Annotated in this window: 14 protein-coding genes and 1 pseudogene; 5 read left to right on the top strand and 10 right to left on the bottom strand. The window is 39.1% G+C overall.

Annotated features, from left to right (window positions below; translation table 11 throughout):
• Positions 1-17: 17 nt before the first annotated feature.
• From IHV77_RS10490 to IHV77_RS10480, 3 genes are read right to left on the bottom strand one after another with little or no spacing between them, the layout of a single operon-like run.
• Positions 18-1,949, bottom strand: coding sequence for an LTA synthase family protein (locus tag IHV77_RS10490; RefSeq protein WP_194811898.1), 1,932 nt, complete (start codon positions 1,947-1,949; stop codon positions 18-20).
• Between the two features lie 53 nt (positions 1,950-2,002).
• On the bottom strand, positions 2,003-2,665 hold the full coding sequence (locus IHV77_RS10485) for a tetratricopeptide repeat protein (protein WP_194811897.1): 663 nt from the start codon (positions 2,663-2,665) through the stop codon (positions 2,003-2,005).
• A gap of 11 nt (positions 2,666-2,676) precedes the next feature.
• Entirely contained in the window at positions 2,677-3,393 is a 717-nt protein-coding gene (locus tag IHV77_RS10480) for a YwiC-like family protein (RefSeq protein ID WP_194811896.1), read from the bottom strand.
• A 122-nt stretch (positions 3,394-3,515) separates the two neighbouring features.
• Here IHV77_RS10480 and IHV77_RS10475 point away from each other — a divergent pair, with 122 nt between their 5' ends.
• The 4 genes from IHV77_RS10475 (at position 3,516) to gyrA (ending at position 8,939) form a co-directional block, all read left to right on the top strand.
• Positions 3,516-3,866, top strand: a complete 351-nt coding sequence (locus tag IHV77_RS10475; RefSeq protein ID WP_194811895.1) for a RidA family protein — start codon at positions 3,516-3,518, stop codon at positions 3,864-3,866.
• An 87-nt stretch (positions 3,867-3,953) separates the two neighbouring features.
• Complete coding sequence (locus IHV77_RS10470) at positions 3,954-4,355, top strand: YhcB family protein (protein WP_194811894.1); 402 nt, start codon at positions 3,954-3,956, stop codon at positions 4,353-4,355.
• Positions 4,356-4,540: 185 nt separating this feature from the next.
• On the top strand, positions 4,541-5,932 hold the full coding sequence (locus IHV77_RS10465) for a DegQ family serine endoprotease (RefSeq protein WP_194811893.1): 1,392 nt from the start codon (positions 4,541-4,543) through the stop codon (positions 5,930-5,932).
• Positions 5,933-6,296: 364 nt separating this feature from the next.
• On the top strand, positions 6,297-8,939 hold the full coding sequence (gene gyrA, locus IHV77_RS10460; RefSeq protein ID WP_194811892.1) for a DNA topoisomerase (ATP-hydrolyzing) subunit A: 2,643 nt from the start codon (positions 6,297-6,299) through the stop codon (positions 8,937-8,939).
• Between the two features lie 102 nt (positions 8,940-9,041).
• On the opposite strand, the gene IHV77_RS10455 is transcribed toward gyrA, so the two are convergent.
• The 7 genes and pseudogenes from IHV77_RS10455 to IHV77_RS10425 all read right to left on the bottom strand — a co-directional run.
• The gene (locus IHV77_RS10455) at positions 9,042-12,185 is read right to left on the bottom strand and encodes a type I restriction endonuclease subunit R (protein WP_194811891.1); all 3,144 of its coding nucleotides are present in this window, start codon (positions 12,183-12,185) and stop codon (positions 9,042-9,044) included.
• Positions 12,186-12,245: 60 nt separating this feature from the next.
• On the bottom strand, positions 12,246-13,319 hold the full coding sequence (locus tag IHV77_RS10450; RefSeq protein WP_194811890.1) for a Fic family protein: 1,074 nt from the start codon (positions 13,317-13,319) through the stop codon (positions 12,246-12,248).
• A gap of 335 nt (positions 13,320-13,654) precedes the next feature.
• A complete protein-coding gene (locus IHV77_RS10445; RefSeq protein WP_194811889.1) occupies positions 13,655-14,125 on the bottom strand; it encodes an REP-associated tyrosine transposase in 471 nt (156 codons plus the stop codon).
• 563 nt (positions 14,126-14,688) lie between these two features.
• Complete coding sequence (locus tag IHV77_RS10440) at positions 14,689-15,600, bottom strand: hypothetical protein (protein ID WP_194811888.1); 912 nt, start codon at positions 15,598-15,600, stop codon at positions 14,689-14,691.
• On the bottom strand, positions 15,597-16,952 hold the full coding sequence (locus IHV77_RS10435; protein WP_194811887.1) for a restriction endonuclease subunit S: 1,356 nt from the start codon (positions 16,950-16,952) through the stop codon (positions 15,597-15,599). The genes IHV77_RS10440 and IHV77_RS10435 overlap by 4 nt, the downstream gene beginning before the upstream one ends.
• Positions 16,953-16,969: 17 nt before the next feature.
• On the bottom strand, positions 16,970-17,599 hold the full coding sequence (locus IHV77_RS10430; protein WP_194811886.1) for a hypothetical protein: 630 nt from the start codon (positions 17,597-17,599) through the stop codon (positions 16,970-16,972).
• Positions 17,592-19,217 (bottom strand): annotated as a pseudogene (locus IHV77_RS10425) (class I SAM-dependent DNA methyltransferase); the annotation flags it as partial. The gene IHV77_RS10430 and the pseudogene IHV77_RS10425, both read right to left, overlap by 8 nt.
• A gap of 545 nt (positions 19,218-19,762) precedes the next feature.
• Here IHV77_RS10425 and IHV77_RS10420 point away from each other — a divergent pair.
• Positions 19,763-22,126: a TonB-dependent receptor plug domain-containing protein gene (locus tag IHV77_RS10420; RefSeq protein ID WP_228550013.1), complete on the top strand. Its 2,364-nt coding sequence runs from the start codon at positions 19,763-19,765 to the stop codon at positions 22,124-22,126.
• The last annotated feature ends 141 nt before the right edge of the window (positions 22,127-22,267 follow it).

Here is a 22,267-nt window from a genome sequence, read left to right as displayed (position 1 = left end):
TCTGTCGGGCTATTGAATCAATCTTTCTTTTCGTCACCGGATTGATACAGGCGATTTTTATACAAATAACTCCCCAATAAAGCATAAGCCAGAGCTTCTTTTTTCATTGTGTCAGGTACTTCTTTTTCTGTGAGGGTTTCTGCTGTTTTATCATAAAAATAGCCTTGTGCCGCTTTATTTGGAATTTGGATCACTACATCGTTGTTTCCTTTCATTAAAGCTTGGGTTTGATCAAACTGCATAATCGCACGGTCAGGTTTAACATCTTGGGTCAAATCAAATCCTATCATCGGGTAATTTCCGCTTACACCGGCTAAAGAAAGTAAAGTGGTCGGAATATCAATTTGACTTACCAGACGATCATCACGGCGTGGTTCAATCCCATCTCCCAGAATCAATGCAGGAATGTGGAAATTTTTAATCGGCATTAATGATGCGCCCGCTACCCTTGAATCGTGATCTGCAATAATTAAGAAAAGGGTATCCTTCCAATAATTTGATTTTTTCGCCAAATCAAAAAAATGTCCAATAGCATAATCTGCATATTTTGAACTATTATTACGCGTGGCTTTCGGCTGTTCATAAAGCTTGATTTTATCGTCCGGAAACTCAAAAGGATCGTGATTGCTTGAACTGAATACAAGACTAAAGAACGGTTTTCCTTCTTTTTGTAAATTAGTGAAAGTTTCGTGTGCCTTGTCGAACAAGTCCTCATCACTTACCCCCCAAGTTGCCGTGAATTTTGGGTTGGTATAATCTTGTTGATCAACAATGGTTTTAAAACCGTTTCCATAGAAAAAGCCTGCCATATTGTCAAAATGCTTTTCACCGCCATAAATAAAGGAAGTATCATAGCCTTGTTTACCCAATATTTCCGCCAGCGTAAAAAAGTTATTTTGTGCATTGTTAAGTTTCACTACCGCACGTGCCGGTGTGGGTGTAAAACCTGTCGTTACGGCTTCAATTCCACGTACTGAGCGAGTACCGGTTGCATAAAGATTTTCAAATAACCACCCTTCTTGCGCCAATTTATCAATATTCGGTGAAAGCGGTTTTCCACCCAAAGTACCGATAAACTGCGCACCAAGGCTCTCTTGTAACAAGATAACGATATTTTTCGGCTTACCTTGATAAGTCGCCGTATTTTTTGTGAGGGTTGGAAATCTATCGGAAATATAATCACTATCCGGTCTGCCACGCGCTGCTTTTATTATGCGTAACATTTCATCGGTATCCATTTTACCGTATAGTTCCGAGGATTTTTCTTCATCTTTAAATTGCTGAGCCGCATAAATCACTGAATAGCCGGAATTGAGAACAAGAGAATTGATCAATGAATCGGAGGAAAAGGCGACCATCGCCGGATTAATTCCACGGTGCTGAAAAGTCGAACGCGCCCCAAAAAAACTTACCGCAATAACGAACAACGCAACAACGGGACGTAATTTCCAGCTCATCGTACGCAAGTTCTGCACCGCCCAACCGGAAAGTTTCCAATAAGTAATTGTCGCTAAAACGGTAAAAACAAGGCTGAAAACGACCGCACTTAAATGCCCGCTAACAAGCATAGAAAAGACTTCTTTCGGATAAATTAAATATTCAATAAATAACCGATTCGGTCGATAATCATAGGTTTCAATAAACGCCGGAGTGGCAATTTCCATAAAAAGAATGAATACGCTACCGGCAGTTAACCAAATACGTAAAATTTTTTTCCAAAGGGATGAAGTGTGAAATAATACGGTGAAAAGTGCAGGAACACCGAACAAATAGCATAATGCGACAATATCAATTCGGATACCCTGTAGCAATAATTCCCCCCAGCCATTAACAGCGGAAACACGTTCTACTTGCCATAAAGATAAACCTAAGCGTGATAAGGAAAAAATAAAAAGATTGAGCAGTACAAAAATAAAGATGGGAAATAAAGTAAAACGGTTGTTTTTCATAAATGACCTTTTTAATAATTTTTTAATAGAAATATTTTGAACTTCTGTAACGATTAATGAAGACGGGACAGCCGTTGCCCGGCAATATTTTTAATGTCGTCCGGTACGTTATTCGTCATTAAAATTTCTCGGTAAATTAATGCGGCAAGGGATTTATTCCGTGAAGTACCAATACCTTCCTCATAATAAATACCTAAACGTAACTTTGCGTTTGGATTTTCTAAATCGGCGGCCTTTTTCACCCATTCAAAAGATTTCGTCGCATCTTTTTGTGCCAAATAAATATCTGCCAACATCATCATTGCATCAAGATCTTTTGCTCTCGCTGTCGTTTGAAATAGTTTGATGGCTTGTGGAATATCTTTTTTCACATAACTTCCGTTGTAATACATCACGGCTAAATTATTAATTGCACGAATGTTGCCACTTTCAGCCGCCTCACTAAACCACCAATAGGCTTTTTCTTTATCTTGCGGCACACCGCGACCGAGGTTATACATCATTCCCAAATTACCTTGAGCCTGTATATTCCCTTCTAATGCAAGAGGTTGCATAATGTCAAAAACAGATTTCCAATCTTGTTTATTGGCAAACCCTTGCGCCATATCCAAACGCTGCTGATCTGTTAAATTCGAGGTATTCGATAACTCTTCCGCATAACCTGGTAAGCTGAAAAAGCTAAAAAGTGCGGTCAAAATCATAACTATTTTTTTCATAACAAAATCCATTATAAAGTCTCGAGTAAAAGAAAAATAAAGAAAACGGCTGTAATAACCAGCTCGATTAGACCTACTTGTTTTACGGAAAGTTTCTTACGAGGTAAAAAAACCGCACGAATCCAACTTACAAAAAATGCAAGTGCCAAATAAAATTGTCCGATAAGGGCGAAATACAACACCAATAAAGAATGAAAAATAATCGAAACCCATAAATATTTCGGATTTTTTCGTTCCCTCATCACAGATTTTACATAAAGCGTCGTACCGATAAAGAAAAGAGTCGGATAAATCGCTACCCACCAGATTTTGCCATCAAAAGCGCGTTCAGGAAAATAATAAGCTCCCATTCCGGCAAGAGCAAAAATCACAATACCGGCAAAATCATTTAATAAATTTCGTTCATCTTTTTTCTTGGTGAAATAAACGGTTACAAAAACCAAAGGCAACATTGCCGCCATAAAATACAAAACTTGCCAATTATAAAGTAAAGCAGGTACGGCAAAAATGAAAGTTGTAGAGGCATAAATCATCGTCCATTTTCCATATTCCGCCTTATTTTTACCTTTAAACAAATTCAGGAAAGGATAGCTCATCAAATAAAGGGAAAACCATGCAGCCAGTAAAAAAGTATGTTCCCACACCGGATGTGCAAGTAACGTTCCATAAATAAAAGGCAGTAATGCCATCACTATGGCACCATGTTGATTGGAAATCAGCAACTTCATCTTTAATTTCACCTTTGTGTATAAGTGAGAATAATTCTCGCCATTCTACCTTGACAAACTTGAATTTACAAAGATTCGGCGCCGTTTTAGAATAGAAAAAATTCAATCTGAAAGGAGTTATTATGTCTATTCAACGCATTCAGCCAAGCCATCGTTTTTGTGAGGTATCTATTCATAATGGTGTTGCCTACTTTGCCGGACAAGTACCGGATAGCACAGTCGGAAAAAATGCCTATGAGCAAACAAAAGAAGTCTTATCATTAATTGATAAATTATTAGCGGAAATCGGCTCACATAAAGGGAATATTTTAAATGCACAAATTTTCCTTGCGGATATGCAAGATTATACCCTGTTAAACCAAGCCTGGGATGAATGGGTCGATCGTAAAAACCCACCGAGCCGCGCAACAGTCGAAGCCAAATTAGCCGTGCCGGAATGGAAGGTAGAAATCGTGATCACAGCCGCCGTGTAAATGTTAAATTTGTGATCCTCCGCAAAGAAATTTTGTTTCATTTCCTTTACAATTCAGCTTTCTAATAAACACAATTAAGGAGTAATTATGCAAGTATGGACAACTGAAATGTGGCTGGCTGCCGGTATCGGCTTAATCGTCGGAGTGATTATCGGCTACTTAATTTTACGTTTCACCAAGGGTTCAGTGAAACACCAAGTACAAACGGAAGTCGAACTCAAAACAGTAAAGGCTCAACTTGAAGCTCAAAACGAGCAGCTCGAAAAACATTTTTCCGAAAGTGCGGAATTATTTAAAACCCTTATCGGCGATTATCAAAAGCTCTATCGTCACTATGCAAATTCTTCCGACACCTTGCTTGGTAAAAATCCAAAGGGGTTATTCACCCAGCAATTGATTACGGCGACGGACAAACCGCAGGAAGAAGCTCCGAAAGATTATTCGGAAGGCTCTTCGGGATTATTAAAGACAGATAAAGAAAATCATTAAGTCTTTTAGTATTATGCAGTGCTTACACAAAATATTGTAAGATGCGGTCAGAAAAAACAATTTCAATTCTGACCGCACTTTTTTTAATCATTTTACAATACGCGCTTGTTTTTCTTGAACATTTACCCTATTTTTTTGTCTCACGAAACGCTCATTTAGCAAGATATTTTTTACTTGGAGATTTTATGAAAAAAAGACATTTTATATTAACGAGTATCGCATTAGGTTTAAGTGTTTTAGGCGCCTCTATCAGTACACAGGCAAGCCTGCCGAGTTTTATCACCGAGCAAAACAGCCTAGCGCCAATGCTTGAAAAAGTACAGCCTGCGGTAGTCACCATTTCCGTGGAAGGCAAAGCAAAAACCAATAACCGCTCTCCAATGTACGATGACATTCCGGAAGAGTTTAAATTTTTCTTTGGCGATCAATTCGCCGAACAGTTCGGCAACCGAGGCGGTGGTCGTAATTTCCGCGGGTTAGGTTCCGGCGTCATCATAAATGCCGATAAAGGTTATGTATTAACCAATAACCACGTTATCAATGGTGCGGATAAAATTAACGTTACCTTACAAGACGGGCGTGAATTTAAAGCGAAATTGATCGGTAAAGACGAACAATCCGATATTGCGCTGATTCAAATCGAAAAACCGTCAAATTTGACCGCACTTAAATTTGCGGATTCCGACAAATTACGCGTGGGAGATTTTACGGTAGCAATCGGAAACCCATTCGGTTTAGGACAAACCGTTACATCCGGAATCGTTTCGGCTTTAGGACGTTCAACCGGTTCTGATAGCGGTGCTTATGAAAATTATATTCAGACGGATGCGGCGGTAAACCGAGGTAATTCGGGCGGTGCTTTAGTCAATTTAAACGGCGAGTTAATCGGGATCAATACAGCAATTATTTCTCCAAGCGGCGGTAACGCCGGAATTGCCTTTGCCATTCCAAGTAACCAAGCAAACAACATTGTTCAACAAATTTTAGAATTTGGTGAAGTACGTCGTGGTTTATTGGGGATTAAAGGCGGTGAATTAAATGCTGATTTAGCAAAAGTATTCAACGTGAATGCACAGCAGGGCGCTTTTGTGAGTGAAGTTTTACCGAATTCCGCCGCAGAAAAAGCAGGCATTAAAGCCGGTGATGTTATCACCGCGATGAATGGGCAAAAAATCTCAAGCTTTGCGGAAATGCGCGCTAAAATCGCCACTTCCGGTGCAGGCAAAGAAATTGAATTAACCTATCTGCGTGATGGCAAATCACAAAATGTGAAAGTCAAATTACAATCGGATGACGGTAAAGGACAACATAGCGGTAGCGTTGAATTACAAGCCTTAGACGGTGCAGAATTAACCAATTACAACGCTAAAGGTGTTAAAGGCATTGAGATAACGAAAATTCAACCGAACTCTCTTGCGGCACAACGCGGTTTGAAAGTTGGTGATATTATTATCGGAATGAACCGTCAAATGGTGGAATCAACCCAAGATTTACGTAAAGCTCTGGAAGAAAAACCTTCGGCAGTCGCATTAAATATCTTGCGTGGCAATAACAATTTCTACTTGCTGGTGCAATAAGTAAAAAAGTGCGGTTAGTTTTTCGTTATTATGTATCTATCGCACAAAGAGAGTTTTATTATGTTGGTAGGGGCATATTGCATACGCCCCTACTGTGATTTGTGCAACAACTACATAATATCGATTTTTTTAACCGCATTTTTTAAGATCCTTAGGGTGAATTAGCCACAAGGCGTAACGCACCGTAAAAATACCGAGGAATCGTGGAGCGTTACGGCTTCGCCCAACGTCCCCTACGGGAATTGCCGTTAAGGCTGTAAGGTGGGCAAATTTTTTGCCCACCGTTTTTTCATGGGAAAAACTAGGGAAAAATCCTCTCTTATGCTACAATTCACGCAATTTTTTGATCGAAAAAGGAATACCCATGACGGATTCAATCCATTCCTCTATTACCCCTGTCAATATTGAAGAAGAGCTGAAATCTTCTTATCTCGACTATGCGATGTCGGTCATTGTCGGGCGCGCCTTGCCTGATGTGCGTGACGGTTTAAAACCGGTTCACCGCCGAGTATTATTCTCAATGGATCGCGAAGGCAATACGGCGAATAAAAAATATGTAAAATCAGCCCGTGTGGTGGGTGATGTTATCGGTAAATATCACCCGCATGGCGATTCTGCCGTGTATGAGACCATTGTGCGTATGGCGCAGCCTTTCTCTCTTCGTTATATGTTGGTGGACGGTCAAGGTAACTTCGGTTCGATTGATGGTGATGCGCCGGCGGCAATGCGTTATACCGAAGTGCGTATGCAAAAAATTACGCAAGCTCTACTTACCGATTTAGATAAAGAAACCGTAAATTTCTCGCCGAACTATGACGGCGAATTGATGATTCCTGATGTTTTACCGACCCGAATCCCCGCCCTTCTTGCAAACGGTTCTTCCGGTATCGCCGTGGGTATGGCGACTAATATTCCGCCACACAACTTAAACGAAGTGTTAAACGGCTGTTTAGCGTATATCGATAACAACGAAATTACGATTGATGAATTAATGCGGCATATTCCGGGTCCGGATTTCCCAACCGCAGCATTGATAAACGGGCGTAAAGGAATTGAAGAAGCCTATCGCACCGGTCGTGGTAAAGTCTATGTTCGCGCCCGTGCTGCAGTTGAAAGCAACGATAAAGGTCGTGAACAAATCATCGTCTCCGAATTGCCTTATCAAGTGAATAAGGCAAAATTGGTAGAGAAAATCGCCGAGCTTATTCGCGAGAAAAAAATCGAAGGTATCAGCAATATCACCGATCTTTCAAATAAAGAAGGGATTCGCATTGAAATCGATATAAAACGCGATGCCGTAGGTGAAGTGGTGTTAAACCACCTTTACTCACTGACACAGATGCAGGTTACTTTCGGTATCAATATGGTGGCGTTGGATCATGGTCAACCTCGCCTGTTCAATCTGAAAGAAATCATTGAATCTTTCGTATTACACCGCCGTGAAGTGGTAACCCGCCGTTCGATTTTTGAATTACGCAAAGCACGTGAACGCACCCATATTTTAGAAGGTTTAGCGGTAGCGCGTTCTAATATTGACGAAATGATCGGCATTATTCGCAATTCTAAAAATCGTGAAGAAGCCGCAACCGCACTGAGCTCCCGTTCTTGGGCGTTACACAGCGATATTATTAATTTACTTGATATTAATGCACGACCTGATGATCTTGAAGAAAACTTAGGCATTCAAGGCGAACAGTATTATTTATCGCCTGCACAGGTTAATGCGATTTTAGAACTCCGTTTACACCGTTTAACCGGTATTGCCTTTGAAGAAGTGGTAAAAGAATATCAAGAATTATTGGTAAAAATTGCAGATCTTCTTCATATTCTAAATAGTGCAGAACGTTTAATGGAAGTGATTCGTGAAGAATTGGAAGAGGTGAAAGCCCAGTTCGGTGATGATCGTTTAACCGAAATCACCACAGCCTCCGGCGATATTGATTTAGAAGATTTAATTGCACAAGAAGATGTTGTTGTTACCCTTTCACACGAAGGCTATGTGAAATACCAGCCGCTTACCGATTATGAAGCGCAACGCCGAGGCGGTAAGGGTAAATCTGCAACAAAAATGAAAGAAGAAGATTTCATTGAAAAATTATTAGTCGCCAATACACATGATACGATTCTCTGCTTCTCAAGTCGCGGGCGTTTATATTGGCTGAAAGTGTATCAACTTCCGCAAGCAGGCCGTGGCGCACGTGGCCGCCCTATCGTAAATATTCTTCCATTGCAGGAAAATGAACGAATCACGGCGATCTTACCGGTATCCGCTTATGAAGAAGATAAATTTGTGGTGATGGCGACTGCCGGCGGTATCGTGAAAAAAATTGCGCTCACTGAATTCAGTCGCCCACGTTCAAATGGTATTATTGCCTTGAATCTACGTGATGAAGATGAATTGATCGGTGTGGATATTACCGACGGTAACAATGAAATTATGTTGTTTTCTTCTCAAGGTCGTGTCGTACGTTTCGCAGAAAGCGCCGTGCGTGCAATGGGACGTTTGGCAACCGGTGTTCGTGGCATTAAACTCGCCTTAACAAATGAATTGTCCGATGATGAAAGTGCGGTCGAAATTGAAGAAGTTTCCGATGAAAACACAGAAAAAACCTTAGATCTCAATATCGACAAAGTGATTTCATTGGTTATTCCAAAAGGTGAAGGAACAATTTTAACGGCAACGCAAAACGGTTACGGCAAACGTACACAATTAAGCGAATATCCGATCAAATCGCGTAATACGAAAGGGGTTATTTCCATCAAGGTGAGCGAGCGTAACGGTAAAGTTGTTGCGGCAACCCAAGTGGAAGAAACCGATCAAATTATGTTGATTACCGATGCCGGCACATTGGTTCGCACACGTGTAAGTGAAGTGGGAATTGTGGGCCGTAACACGCAGGGGGTTCGCCTAATCCGTACCTCAGAAAATGAACACGTAGTAAGCCTGGAACGTGTTTGCGATGTGGATGATGAAGAAACATCAGAAGAAATGGATTCGCAAGAATAATCTTAATAAGGTAGGGTGGGCTACTTGTTGCCCACCATTGAAATATCCTCTTTGAATCTGTGGGCAACAAGTTGTCCACCCTACGTTTAAAGGGGCTGATTTTTATTTACTCCATTCCTCCCCAATCACTTCCGCCTGTTTTAACACAAATTCAATGGCTTCAGGCTGTAAATCCGGTGGGTATTTGTAACTTTGCAATAAACGTTTGATAAAAATCCGCATTTTGGCTCGCACTGCCTCTTTATATTGCCAATCAATGGTAACGGATTTTCGTAAGCGTTCGGTGAGTTCTTTGGCTAAACGCACCAATACCAAATCGCCCATCAATTCCACCGCACTTTGATTTTGTGCTAAAGCATCATAGAAGGCTAATTCCGCTTGACTTAGCCCCAAGGCTTCGCCTCGGGCTTGCTGTTGGTGAAAATCTTTCGCCAGTTCCACTAACTCTTGCAGAATTTCAATCACCGACAGTTGCTGGTTGTGATAGCGATTCATCGCTTCTTTTAAACGTTCTTCAAAGGTTTTCTTGGTGGCAAGGTTGGCGGTGCTACGCTCTCGGATTTCTGCTTTGAGGTATTTTTCCACCGCACTAAGCCATAAATTCGGCACTTCACTATGTTTGACAGTGGTTAAAAATTCATCGGAAAGCAAGCTGATATTCGGGCGTTCTTGATGCAACAGCTCAAATAAATCCACCACGCCCTCTGAGGTAACTGCACGATTTAGCCATTGTGTCAGCTTAAGCTGTTTATCCTGTTGCCCTGTGGCGGGTTCTCGGGTGGTGCTATTTTTAATAATGGTCGCCCGCACCGCATCATAAAAAGCCAATTCGGGTTTATAAGGTTCGGTTTCAGACATTGCCCCACAGAGAGAAAGCCCTTTTTTCGCCAAACGTATCGCCTGTAAAAACGCTTGTTTACGTTCCGTTTTGTTCGCTTTCGTTGCCTCATCTAACGCCAAAATATGGTTCGCCGCCCGTAAAATACCATTGAGCAACGCATTCGGATCGGTTAATTGCAAAATTTGTGAAATATCGATCGCACTTCCCTGCACCGGCGTGGCAAATTGCCCACGAATAATGCTGATATGTTCTCGCATTTTTGCGAATACCGCCTCAACATCTTGTTTTACATCCGAGCCTTTCCCGCCTGCATTGGTGTATTGCTGTTTAGCGGCTTTCAATTCCTCCGTCAGCCCAATATAATCCACAATCAAGCCACCATTTTCACGGCTTTTATTATGAAAAACCCGATTAACCCGTGCAATCGCCTGCATTAAATTATGCCCTTTCATCGGCTTGTCGATATACATCGTATGGCAACAAGGGGCATCAAAACCTGTCAGCCACATATCCCGCACAATCACGATTTTCAACGGGTCATCAGGATCTTTAAACCGCCGTTCGAGCGTTTTTTTATCTTGATTATGTTTCTGCCAACTTTCAGGATCGTTCACACTGCTTGTCATCACAATTTTAATCGCCCCTTGATGGACATCATCTGCCGCCCATTCGGGACGAAGTGCGGTGATTTTTTCAAACAATTTTACCGCCACTGCACGGCTAATCGCCACAATCATCGCCTTACCGTCTGTAACCGCAATGCGTTGCTCAAAATGATAAATAAAATCCTCGGCTAAACGTTCAAGCCGTTGCTCATTGCCGACCAGTTTCTCATAAATGCGGAATTTATAGCTTTTTTCGTTCTCCTCATCGGCTTCATCAAGCTCACTTTCTCGCACCACATTGTCAAATTCCTCGCTTTCGCCCAAGCGGATTTGGCGCGCTTCATAGAAAATCGGCACCGTTGCCCCGTCAATCACCGCATCTTCAAAATCATAAATCGACACATAACGCCCAAAAACCGCTTGCGTGTCTTTATCTTCCGCCTCAATCGGCGTGCCTGTAAAGCCGATAAAAGAGGCATTCGGCAAAGCGTGACGGAGATATTGAGCGTAGCCCGTGCGATATTCGCCTTTTTGATTGAGTTTTTGGCTAAAGCCATATTGGCTGCGGTGGGCTTCATCAGAAATCACAATAATATTATCCCGACTATTCAGCACAGGGTGCTTATCTTCATTCTCTAACAAGCCGAATTTTTGAATGGTGGTAAAAATCACACCGCCTGCTTGGCGTGCATTTAATGCCTGACGCAAATCCTCTCGCCCGTCTGCTTGCATCGGCGTTTGTTTCAACAAAGCATAACCGCCACAAAAGGTTTGATAAAGTTGCCCGTCCAAATCATTGCGATCCGTAACCACCACAATAGTCGGATTTTTCAACGCTTTTTGGGCTAACAATTTGCCGGCATAAAACAGCATTGAAAGAGACTTGCCCGAGCCTTGCGTGTGCCACATCACCCCAATTTTGCGATCGCCCTGCTCACTGCTCGCAACCAGCGTGCAATCGAGGGCTTCATTCACCCCATAATATTGATGATAAGCCGCGGATTTTTTAATTATTTTGCCCTTTTCATTGCTTTCAAACACAATAAAATTCTGCACATAATCCAAAAAACATTCCGGCAACAGCACACCATTTAGCACCGCATCCAGCTCTTGTTCAAAGGGAATACGCAGACTTTTTTGCTTTTCATCCACCACACGCCAAGGGGTAAAGCGTTCAAAAGAGGCGGAAAGCGAGCCGATTCGAGCGGTAACGCCGTCCGAAATCACTAAAAGCTGGTTAAAAATAAACAGATCACCGATTTCCTCTTTATAGGTTTGCAACTGTCGCCACGCCATCGTCAAATCCGCCTCAATGTTCAGCGGATTTTTCAGCTCGCACACCATTAACGGCAAACCATTTACATAGCCGATTAAATCAGGAATCCGCTTACCTTTCGTGCCTTGAATATCAAGCTGATTGATCAGCAAAAAATCATTATTTTCGACCGCTTGAAAGTCCACCAGCTGTGCCACATCGTGCTTTTGCTCGCCATTTTGTTGATACACCACCGGCACACCGTTTCGCAAATAGCCATAAGCAAGTTGATTTTTCTCCAACAAATCCCGCCCTTCAACCTGACGCACCTTGCTCAACACCTGATCGACAGCCAACTCCGGCAAATGGGGATTGAACTTTTCCACCGCCTCACGCAAAAGGTTCTCAAAAATGACCGCACTTGTCCTCGCCCGCCACGGATTTTCCAAGCCTTCCAAAATCGTCTTGCCATACACATAACGCCAACCTACCGATTGAAATTTCTCAATCGCCGTTTGCTCCAGCACCGTCTCGTTAATTTGCATATTTTTTCCTTACAATATTTTCATTCGTAGGGTGGGCAACGAGTTGCCCACCCTACGTATCTATTGTGCTAACAGCTCAAAAAGTTCTTGATTGACATAAAAACTTTCTCGCCCAATTTTTGTTTTTTTAACTATTCCCAATAGTTCCAGTTCTGTTAAACGTTTTAACGCCGTATTACGATGAACTTCACAATCTTCAGCTAAAAACTCTACTTTGGTATAAGGATATTTATAAAGATTATTGATTAGTTCGTGACTATATAACTTAGGATTTGCATCTTTTATTATTTTCTTATGTTTTTGCATTAAAGATTTAATTTCAGTAACTAAATTTAATGTCTGTTTTGCCGTTTTCTCAATACCTTTCAACATAAAAAGAAGCCATTTCTCCCAACTTTCGGTATCTCTTACTTCTTGCAATAAATAATAATATTCTCGTTTATTTTGGTTAATATAACGGGATAAATAAAGAATCGGCTTGTCTAATAAACCATTTAAAACCAGATATAAAATATTGATAATCCTCCCTGTTCGCCCATTCCCGTCATAAAAAGGATGAATACTCTCAAATTGATGATGAATAATCGCCATCTTCACTAACGGATCATAATCTAATTGCTCAGAATCATTGATAAAAAGAGCTAACTTCCCCATATAATACTCAATTTCATTATTGGACTGCGGCGGTGTATAAACACTTTTTCCCGTATTTTGATCAATCAATTTCGTTCCTGCCTGACAACGAAAACCCGCATTATTATTTTCTAAAATTTGTTGCACATTTTTGATCGTACTCAAAGTCAAAAGCTGATAAGTTTTCACTTGCTGAAAACCAAACTGCATAGCCTGAGCATAACGATGTACCTCTTTAGCTGCCAACGAGCTAAAATGCTGAGTTTCATAATTGCTCGCATACATATCATCTTGTGTTGTAATGATGTTCTCAATTTCCGAACTATCCTTCGCTTCTTGCAAAGGCAATGTACTTAACAAAATATCTTGGTTTGGCATTGTATTCACAATCCCTTTCAATTCACCCAAAGCTTGATGAGCAAGATTCGCCGCTTTCAATACCGCTTTTGTTTCCACATCAGGTAACGAAAACAAATCAGGGACCCGGTACGCATTTTCCATAAGAACTCCTACAAATTTTCCACATTTTTTGTATCTATCAAAAGAATACATACAGATTTTAGCGTTTTTTTGTAAGTGTTACATTCAATACTCACAGTTTTTTGCGATTTTCTGTATGTATTTCAATAATGCTCACACAAAATAGCCTTTTTTTGTAGTTTTCCGCACAATGCTCACAATAGATAAAATTACGAAAAATCCAACAGCTTGTACTTATTAAATTTCTCCTCATCGAGTGTGTTGAACCAAAAGCTATTTTAACCTTTTGTAGAGTGGGCAAATTTTTGCCCACCGTTTCAATCCTGATATTTTCGGTGGGCAACGAGTTGCCCACCCTACGTATCTTTTATTTTATGAATTGACGAATATTTCCAATCCTCACAACGCTCAACATAACCGTGTCTAACAGGGTTATAATGAATATAATCAATACAATTATTTAAATCCCGATCATCAACAATCGTATGTTCCCAAAAACGCCGTTGCCAAATCCCTTTTTCTCTATGCTTGATTTTGCTTTCACTCCTAGTGTTACTGATAGGTAATTTAGATGAAAAATATTTTTTTATTAATTGCCAACGTAATGAATAGTTTGTATCGCCCTCGGGTAATTGCCAAATAGCGTGAATATGATCAGGTAAAATACAAATTGCAATCGTTTTAAACGGATATTTTTGACATACCTTTTGATAGGATTGCCTTAATAAATCAATACGATCAATCAGTAATGTGCTTTTTCTATCTTGTAACGCAACAGTGAAAAAATAATAGGCATTTTCTAAATAAACACGGCGATAATTTGGCATAAAACCTCCCAATATATTCCGTGTTAATATCATTATTTCATCACCCTAAACAATAAAAAAATCTCATTTTCTCGATCCACATCACATATTTATATTATTCATATTTCAGCATTTCACATTACACGTAGGGTGGGCAAATTTTTTGCCCACCCTTTCAATCCGGTATTTTCGGTGGGCAACCAGTTGCCCACCTACGTATATCTCGTTAATTTACATATTTTTTCCTTACCATATTTTTATCACCCGTAGGGTGGGCAAATTTTTGCCCACCGTTTCAGTCCGATATTTTCGGTGGGCAACCAGTTGCCCACCCTACATATATCTCGTTAATTTACATATTTTTTCCTTACCATATTTTTATCACCCGTAGGGTGGGCAAATTTTTGCCCACCGTTTCAGTCCGATATTTTCGGTGGGCAACCAGTTGCCCACCCTACGTATATCTCGTTAATTTACATATTTTTTCCTTACCATAATTTTATCACCCGTAGGGTGGGCAAATTTTTGCCCACCGTTTCAATCTGATATTTTCGATGGGCAACGAGTTTCCCTCCTAGCCTCCATTACTTATTTGTATTTATTTTATCTGTAATTTTTATTAATAATTCTTCCATAGGTATTTTCTCCATTGAAGATTTTTCTAATAACAATGCTGGATTTAAACCTAAACTATCTATTGCTATTTTGGTAAGTTCAAATTTTATCTCTTTCAACTTATCTAGATCTTCGTATAAATGGTAATCTCTACTAAAAAACTCTAGAAAATTCAAATATGATCTTGCAACAGTTTCTTTATGCATATATGTCTGCTCAAGTTTTCTACACTCTGATATTCTTTTAGAAAGAAAAAGGATACTCCAAACAGCAGGAATAAATAGAAAAAATTTAGCAAATAAACTAAAAATATCACTAGCCGAATTGATTGTTAATAACCCACCAATAAGCATTAAGAATAATAAACAAAAAAATGCCCAAGTATAGTTTTCTTGTTGTCTCCTAATTTCATCTCCCTTACGCCTAAATTCTGAGTACAAATAAGGCAATGTGGTTTCTCCAAAAATTTCAGAAACTCTTTCATGAATTTTTTTCTTTTCATTATCAATAAATTCTAGATTAAATTTTTGCAATTCAATGAGAAAATCTATACTTTCGATTTGTAAAAACTCTGCTTTTAGTCTTTCAAGTAAATTAATAATCGTTTTTACATCATTCTCTTGTATCTCTCTTACTTCTATCCCTCTAAATTTAATTTTATTACTAATAAACCCCCTAACTTCCAATAATACTTTTTTAACATTTTCAATATTAGTTATATGTAAAATAGGGAAGTTAAAGCAACCATCTAGATAAGATACTAAATCTGAAATTTCAGGAATTGAATTAAAAGGAATTTCATCAACTTTTAACTCTACTCTTTTTAACTCTCTTGAACAGTTATTCCATTCACTTAATAAAATTTCAATTTCATTACTCATACCTCAACCTCTCCATTCAATAACTTAGGTAATAATTCATCTCTAGTCTTAGACAATAAGATATTTTCTCTCAAATTACATACTTGTTTATCCATAATTGAAGAAATACAACTATCAAAATATTTTAAAATCTCAATATTTGGTTTAAATATTTCTGTATTTTCTACAATTCCTTTACTAATATTTTGCTGTGCAGAACCAACAGCTTGATTAGCAAAATATTCTTCTTTATTTTTTAGATAGTAATAATTAAAATACCTAAAATATTCTTTGGGTTCTAATGAGCATACAGCTTGATTGCTTGTTGTCTCAAATGCACAAAAAGAACATTTACCAGCTGTAGGCGAGGCATATAAAGCAATCAAAGTAGAATTTTCTTTAACAAGTTTCGCTGACGAATTTTGTAAACCTAATTCGGTAATAAACTCTTTTGAACTTACTAAAATAGGATTATTACAGACCTCTCCCGAGGATAGCCAAGGAATAGTCCCATTTTCCCAAAATGGGAGATTGCTTCTTTTGGGAGTTCCTCCATTTTGGATTTTATTACAACATTCTTTTAAAGTTACAATCTCCCCCCCCCTCGGCACGCCATCTTCCCCAATCTCACTTGGCATTGCGTCGGCGAGTTGTTGGAGGGGGTGGTATTGTTCGGGGGGAAGTGCGGTCAATTCTTGGGGAGTTTTGCCCGAGATGGCTTGCATTGTAGCAAGGCGAATTTCCGCTTCGGTTTTGCCATTACGAATGGCTTGTGCTTTGGCTTTGACTGGCTCAAAGTCAATAAACCAGCTTTTAAAAATCGCTTGGGCGATTTGTTCTAGGGTTTGATTGGTTTGGGTGTTATATCTAATCTTGTTATCCAAATTATTTAATGTATTAGCAATTTTTATTTGTAATTCTAAATCAGGAGCTAAAAACTCTAATTTACTTAAATTAGAAATATATAAATTTTTTTGTACACTACCCTCAGCTAAATTTTCAATATCTTTACGATTGACAAGCAACATATAAAATATAAATCTATAATCAAATTTATTTTTATCAACTTCAATATTTATTATTGCTCTATTAGCACACATATAATCTTGTAAAATACCTATCCTACCTATAGTACCTGACTTACTTACAGCTATAGTATTAGGTTTAAAAAGAATTGAACTTTTACCTGCACTTTGGAAACCTATTTCACTTAAAGTTTGAGAAGTATCAAAAATAAAATTATCATTTAAATCTGTAGCTCTCAGCCATTTTACATTTCCTCCAAAAAATTCTTCAACTGTTCTTTTAGGATTTACATACCCTTCTCTAAATATACCACACTCACCTAATTTATAAATTTTCCAATCACTCATACACTGTTCCTTTATTACTATTTATCCTTCATAAAATATTCTAAATCTAACGAACGATAAAACTCTAAAAAATCATTATCTAAATATTCATAATCTTTTTGTAATTCAGGAACTGTTACATTAGTTCCATTTAGCATAACAACTTTTCCATTTTTTAAATCATCATCAATATTTTTTATTTTGACAAATTCTTTAACAATTTCATCAGGTGTTTTATTTGAATGCCAAAGTTCATAACTAGACATTTTCTGCTTACCAACCATACTCTGACGAATTTTATCTTTGTCATTTTGAATTAAATACACACATCGCTTTCTAAAATTTTGTATTGGTGTAGGTGGATTACCAAAATTTGTGAAACTAAAGCTACGTTTTTGATTTTCTTTTTCAATCCAAAAGCACAAGTCTTTTGATGGTTTATATTCCGATTTTCTAACATAAAAATCACAGCCTCTTAAATTATCAAACTGTAATAAAATAATTTCTTTATCATCGTGATAATCGGTTAAAAAACTTTTTAAATCTATAATATGATTTTTGTTTGAAATTTTCTGCCCTTGACTATAACTATCCCTTATATTTCTTAGATGAGCTTTTAAAGATTTCTTGCTAGAAAACTTATGATTATTCAATATATATTTACTCATACCCCAATCCCCCCAAATTTGCTTTAATCTTCGCTTCCAATTCCGCACTTTGTTTAAATTGTTCGTTTAAAAGAGCGGTCAAATTTTGCATTTTTTCTGCAAAAGGAATGCCGTCATCTTCCATTTCTTCGGTGCCGACATATCGCCCCGGGGTGAGGACAAAGTCGTTTTGGGCTATTTCCTCAAGGCTGGCGGCATAACAGAAGCCTGCTTGGTTTTGGTAACCTTCTGCTTTTTGCCAGTTGTGATAGGTGTCTGCAATGTTGGCAATATCTTCGGGGGTGAAATCTCGCAATACTCGGTCTTTCATATAGCCGATTTTGCGTGCGTCAATAAATAACACCTCATTTTTTCGTTTTTTGGCTTTGTTTAAAATCCAGATACAGGCAGGAATTTGGGTATTAGTAAAAAGTTGGCTTGGCAAGGCGACCATCGCTTCCACTAAATCCGCTTGCACGATATTTTTGCGGATTTCTCCCTCATTGTTGGTTTGGCTGCTCATTGAGCCGTTGGCAAGCACCAAGCCCATTTTGCCTTTTTCGCTGAGGCTATAAAGCATATGCTGTATCCAGGCAAAGTTGGCGTTGCCTTCGGGCGGTGTGCCAAATTGCCAACGGGGGTCATTGGCGAGGCTTTCGTTCCACCAATCTTTGACATTAAAAGGGGGATTCGCCATCACAAAATCCATTTTGCGGTCGATATGTTGCGGATTAAGTAACGTATCTTCTCGTTTAAAATCAGGATCAATCCCACGTATCACCATATTCATTAAGGCAAGTTTATAGGTGGTTGGGTTGGCTTCTTGTCCATAAATGGAAATGGCATTGCGGTTGCCGTGATGAGCGGTGATCAAGCGGTCGGTTTGCACAAAAAATCCGCCGCTCCCCATTGCCGGGTCATAAACCCGTCCTGAATAAGGCTCAAGCATTTCAACAATCAGGGTTACGATGGATTTTGGGGTGAAATATTCTCCGCCCTTTTTCCCTTCAAGGCTGGCAAATTCGCCTAAAAAATATTCGTAAACGTGTCCGAGAATATCTTTTGCTGCTAGGTGAATCGGCTCGCCGTTGTAATTCGGTTGGGTAAAATTGGTATCGGAAAAGGTGTTAATTAAGCCGATAAGGGTTTGCTCCGACACCTCAAAACGGGAAACTCGTTGTAATACGCCTTTGAGTTTCGGGTTTTCTTGCTCAATGGCTTCAAAGGCTTCATCAATCAGGCTGGCGACATTTCTAAATTTTCCGCCCCAAGGTAATTCATCACCTGTATTCAGCAAGGCGATATTTTTGAGGTTCTCCCAACGGGCTTGCTCCGGCACATAGAAGATATTTTCAGCGGTGTAATAATCCCGTTCGTTGAGTTCCGCTTGCAAATTTTGTTCAAATTCCTCCGCTTGATAAAAGCTCGGATCGAAATAAAGCTCGTGATTTGGATCGGTGAGTTGTTGGTAAAGCGTTTTTTGAAAGCCGGTAAAGCTGTCGGAAATGTATTTTAAAAAGATAAAACCGAGTACAACGTGTTTATAATTTGCCGCATCAATTTTGTTGCGAAGTTTATCCGCGGCAGCCCATAATTTAGCGTCTAAATCCTTTAAAAAGGCTTGACTTAGATCGCTATTTCGGCAAGGTTCGGTTCGGTTCGGTTCGGTTCGGTTCGGTTCGGTTCGGTTCGGTCAGGATTATGTTGGATTAAATTTTCGTTTGCCATAAAAAATGCCTCTTCTTGAATAAATTTCTGTAATAAAAATCGGGGTAAATTGCGGTATTACGTAGCAGTCGCACAATCTAAAAAGTAGGGTGGGCAAATTTTTGCCCACCATTGAAATTTTCTTCTTTGATTGGTGGGCAACAAGTTGCCCACCCTACGTAATCGTTGCTTAATAATATTTGTGCAACTGATACATAATAATATTTGTGCAATTGATACATAATGCTGGGAAATTGTAGTGGAATAAAGGCAGAAAAACAATTGGAGAGTTGGATAATAAACGGGCAATAACATATTTGTGAAGATTTCGGCAAATCACTAAATCTAAAAACAGCTTTTTGGTTCGTTATTGATTCTCACTAAAAAAATGAAAACCATTATCATTAATGTAAAAATAAAGTTATAATGGAAAACCAATTTTATTCGATTAATTATTATACAAAGGAGCTAATTAAAATGAAGCTATCTTATCTTCATTGTTTTGTTGCTTGTAGTCTTTCTACGATGTCAATTTCTTCATTTGCCGCTGAAAAAGCGTCTCAGGGGAAAAACCAACTGGAAGAAATTGTCGTTTATGCGAATCAAACGCAGGAACTCTCTTCTTCACAAACCATTTCTAAAGAACAAATAAAAAAAATGCCGAATTCTAACGGCAATATCACTGATTATCTTAAAACCAATCCTCACGTACGTTTTGAGCAAAGCGACCAAAATGGAACACAGCGCGGCGAAATCAAACCTGAAAATATTTCGATTAACGGCGCAGACGCCAACCAAACGGCGTTTTTTATGGATAACGTGAATATTAATAATGATTTAATGGCTGACAGTGAAGTATTTGACGGTGCAATGCAAGTCGTGCCGGGGCTTGGAAACACTCAGGCTTATTTTTTTGATGCCAATATGCTTTCTTCTATTGTTGTCCACGACAGCAATATTTCAGCCAGCCTTGGAGGATTTACCGGTGGTGCGGTTGTGGCAAAAACCCGTCAATATAGCGGTAAAAATGGCGTGAAACTGAATTACCGTACGACAGGATCTTCATGGGCTAAATTACACGCTGATACCGCTTTACAAAATAAATTAAATAGCATCTTACCCGATGCCACATTACAAGCCACTTACCAGCCTAAGTATAAAAAACATTTCTTCAGTGTCGTTACCGAGCAAGCATTAACGGATAATCTCGGTGTCGTTATCGGACTTAGCCGCCGTGGGTCAAATATCCAACAAAGTAAATTGGTATCAAAAGAAGGTAAACGTGATAATCAATTCTATCGCTTTCAATCAGACAACGGTTTAATCAATTTCAACTGGACACCTAATGACGATGATCGTTTTGAATTAGGTTTACGTTATTCCAATTATCGTGAAAGCAAATTCTATCCAAATACATTAAACAACAACGTTAAAGACTATCATCAAGCTTATGGTGCAACGCTCGCTTGGATCCATGCATTCAATTCAGGAATACTCACAACGACATTGGCTTATGATCAAATGACAGATAAGCGTGATTCCGAGTCAGCCGATGTAGAAACACTCATTATTCCTGATCTTGATGATTCTATTGAAATCGGTGGTTACGGTGATAGTCAACTAAGACAGCGCAATGCGTCTATTTCCATGGAATATGCCGTGAACACTTTTGATTGGGGGAAAGTAAATCACAATATTTCCATTGGCACGACTTATCAATTTACACAGTATAAATTTAATCGGGATCAAGATGTCACCGGTAAAATAACCTTTTTTAATCCTGAATTACCCCCTGATTTAACTCCCGATAGCCCTAAAGAATTGAAGGCTAGAAAGGGAAAAACCAATACTCAATACCAAAATCTTGCACTTTATGCAGAAGATTTAATGAAATGGCGTAACGTTGAATTTCGTATGGGTGTACGTGCCGAACGTGATGATTATTTAAAAAACACTAACATCGCACCGCGCTTAGTCGCCAAATGGAAACCTTTTGAAGATACCGGATTAAGTGTCGGTTATAACCGTTATTACGGACGTTCATTCGCTTCCTTAAAACTCACGGATAAAATTCTTAAATTAAATGAGAATGAAACACGCCGTTATAACCAACTTAAATCACTGAAAACGCCTTATGCCAATGAATTAAGTCTGGGTTTAGAACAAAATTGGGGCAATTTCGCCTTTAATCTAAAATATATTTATCGCCAAAATCGCCAACGTATCGTATTAGATCGTTACGAAGATAATGAAGGTAACAAAGTATCCGAGTATAAAAACGGTAAGCCTTATAATGTGAATGTCTATACCTTCCAAGTAAACACTATTGAACCTTGGAAATTAGGGAATACTTATTGGAATACCGGCTTAGCTTTCGACTGGCTCGATACAAAACTTAGTGATGTCAATTCCGATGTGAATGGTAAGGAATTGGTCGTTTTAGACGGAAAAGTGATGACTCGCGAAGAAATGCGCCGTAAAGTGAATGCCAGCACGGAAGATTGGACACTTCGTTATAACCTTGATATGGCAATACCCGAATATGGTATCACTTGGTCAAATTATCTCTGGCTGAAAGCCCCGATCAGAGGCTATAAAGAAATAGACGACCAGTCGGAAAAACCGATTTACCGCACATTCAACTATGGCACTCATACTCAGTGGGATATGCGTTTACGCTGGCAGCCAACAATTGCCGAGCAGCATAAACCTTATATTCAAGTAGATGTGCTGAATATCCTAAATAAAACCCGTAAAATTATGAAGCGTAGCGGTTCGGAAAACTTTGGCGAATATACCCCGGGTCGGGAATTTTGGTTAGAAATAGGTTATGAATTTTAATCCGACAGTTATGTAAACGGTGCGTTACGGCTTCCGCCTAACGGCACATACTTTCGATGTTAGATTATAGTAATATCAATGAATTGTGTAGGGTGGGCAAATTTTTTGCCCACCATTTCAGATATCTTCGGTGGGCAACAA

The organism is Rodentibacter haemolyticus, from assembly GCF_015356115.1.
Taxonomy (GTDB): Bacteria; Pseudomonadota; Gammaproteobacteria; order Enterobacterales; family Pasteurellaceae; genus Rodentibacter; species Rodentibacter haemolyticus.
The sequence above is the reverse complement of the archived record's forward strand: the minus strand, read 5'-3'. Positions and strand labels throughout refer to the sequence as shown.

What these genes read in the sequence shown, in the direction of transcription:
- IHV77_RS10490 (WP_194811898.1), bottom strand. Translation starts at nt 1,949, where the DNA reads ATGAAAAACAACCGTTTTACTTTATTTCCCATCTTTATTTTTGTACTG.
- IHV77_RS10485 (WP_194811897.1), bottom strand. Translation starts at nt 2,665, where the DNA reads ATGAAAAAAATAGTTATGATTTTGACCGCACTTTTTAGCTTTTTCAGC.
- IHV77_RS10480 (WP_194811896.1), bottom strand. Translation starts at nt 3,393, where the DNA reads ATGAAGTTGCTGATTTCCAATCAACATGGTGCCATAGTGATGGCATTA.
- IHV77_RS10475 (WP_194811895.1), top strand. Translation starts at nt 3,516, where the DNA reads ATGTCTATTCAACGCATTCAGCCAAGCCATCGTTTTTGTGAGGTATCT.
- IHV77_RS10470 (WP_194811894.1), top strand. Translation starts at nt 3,954, where the DNA reads ATGCAAGTATGGACAACTGAAATGTGGCTGGCTGCCGGTATCGGCTTA.
- IHV77_RS10465 (WP_194811893.1), top strand. Translation starts at nt 4,541, where the DNA reads ATGAAAAAAAGACATTTTATATTAACGAGTATCGCATTAGGTTTAAGT.
- gyrA (WP_194811892.1), top strand. Translation starts at nt 6,297, where the DNA reads ATGACGGATTCAATCCATTCCTCTATTACCCCTGTCAATATTGAAGAA.
- IHV77_RS10455 (WP_194811891.1), bottom strand. Translation starts at nt 12,185, where the DNA reads ATGCAAATTAACGAGACGGTGCTGGAGCAAACGGCGATTGAGAAATTT.
- IHV77_RS10450 (WP_194811890.1), bottom strand. Translation starts at nt 13,319, where the DNA reads ATGGAAAATGCGTACCGGGTCCCTGATTTGTTTTCGTTACCTGATGTG.
- IHV77_RS10445 (WP_194811889.1), bottom strand. Translation starts at nt 14,125, where the DNA reads ATGCCAAATTATCGCCGTGTTTATTTAGAAAATGCCTATTATTTTTTC.
- IHV77_RS10440 (WP_194811888.1), bottom strand. Translation starts at nt 15,600, where the DNA reads ATGAGTAATGAAATTGAAATTTTATTAAGTGAATGGAATAACTGTTCA.
- IHV77_RS10435 (WP_194811887.1), bottom strand. Translation starts at nt 16,952, where the DNA reads ATGAGTGATTGGAAAATTTATAAATTAGGTGAGTGTGGTATATTTAGA.
- IHV77_RS10430 (WP_194811886.1), bottom strand. Translation starts at nt 17,599, where the DNA reads ATGAGTAAATATATATTGAATAATCATAAGTTTTCTAGCAAGAAATCT.
- IHV77_RS10420 (WP_228550013.1), top strand. Translation starts at nt 19,763, where the DNA reads ATGAAGCTATCTTATCTTCATTGTTTTGTTGCTTGTAGTCTTTCTACG.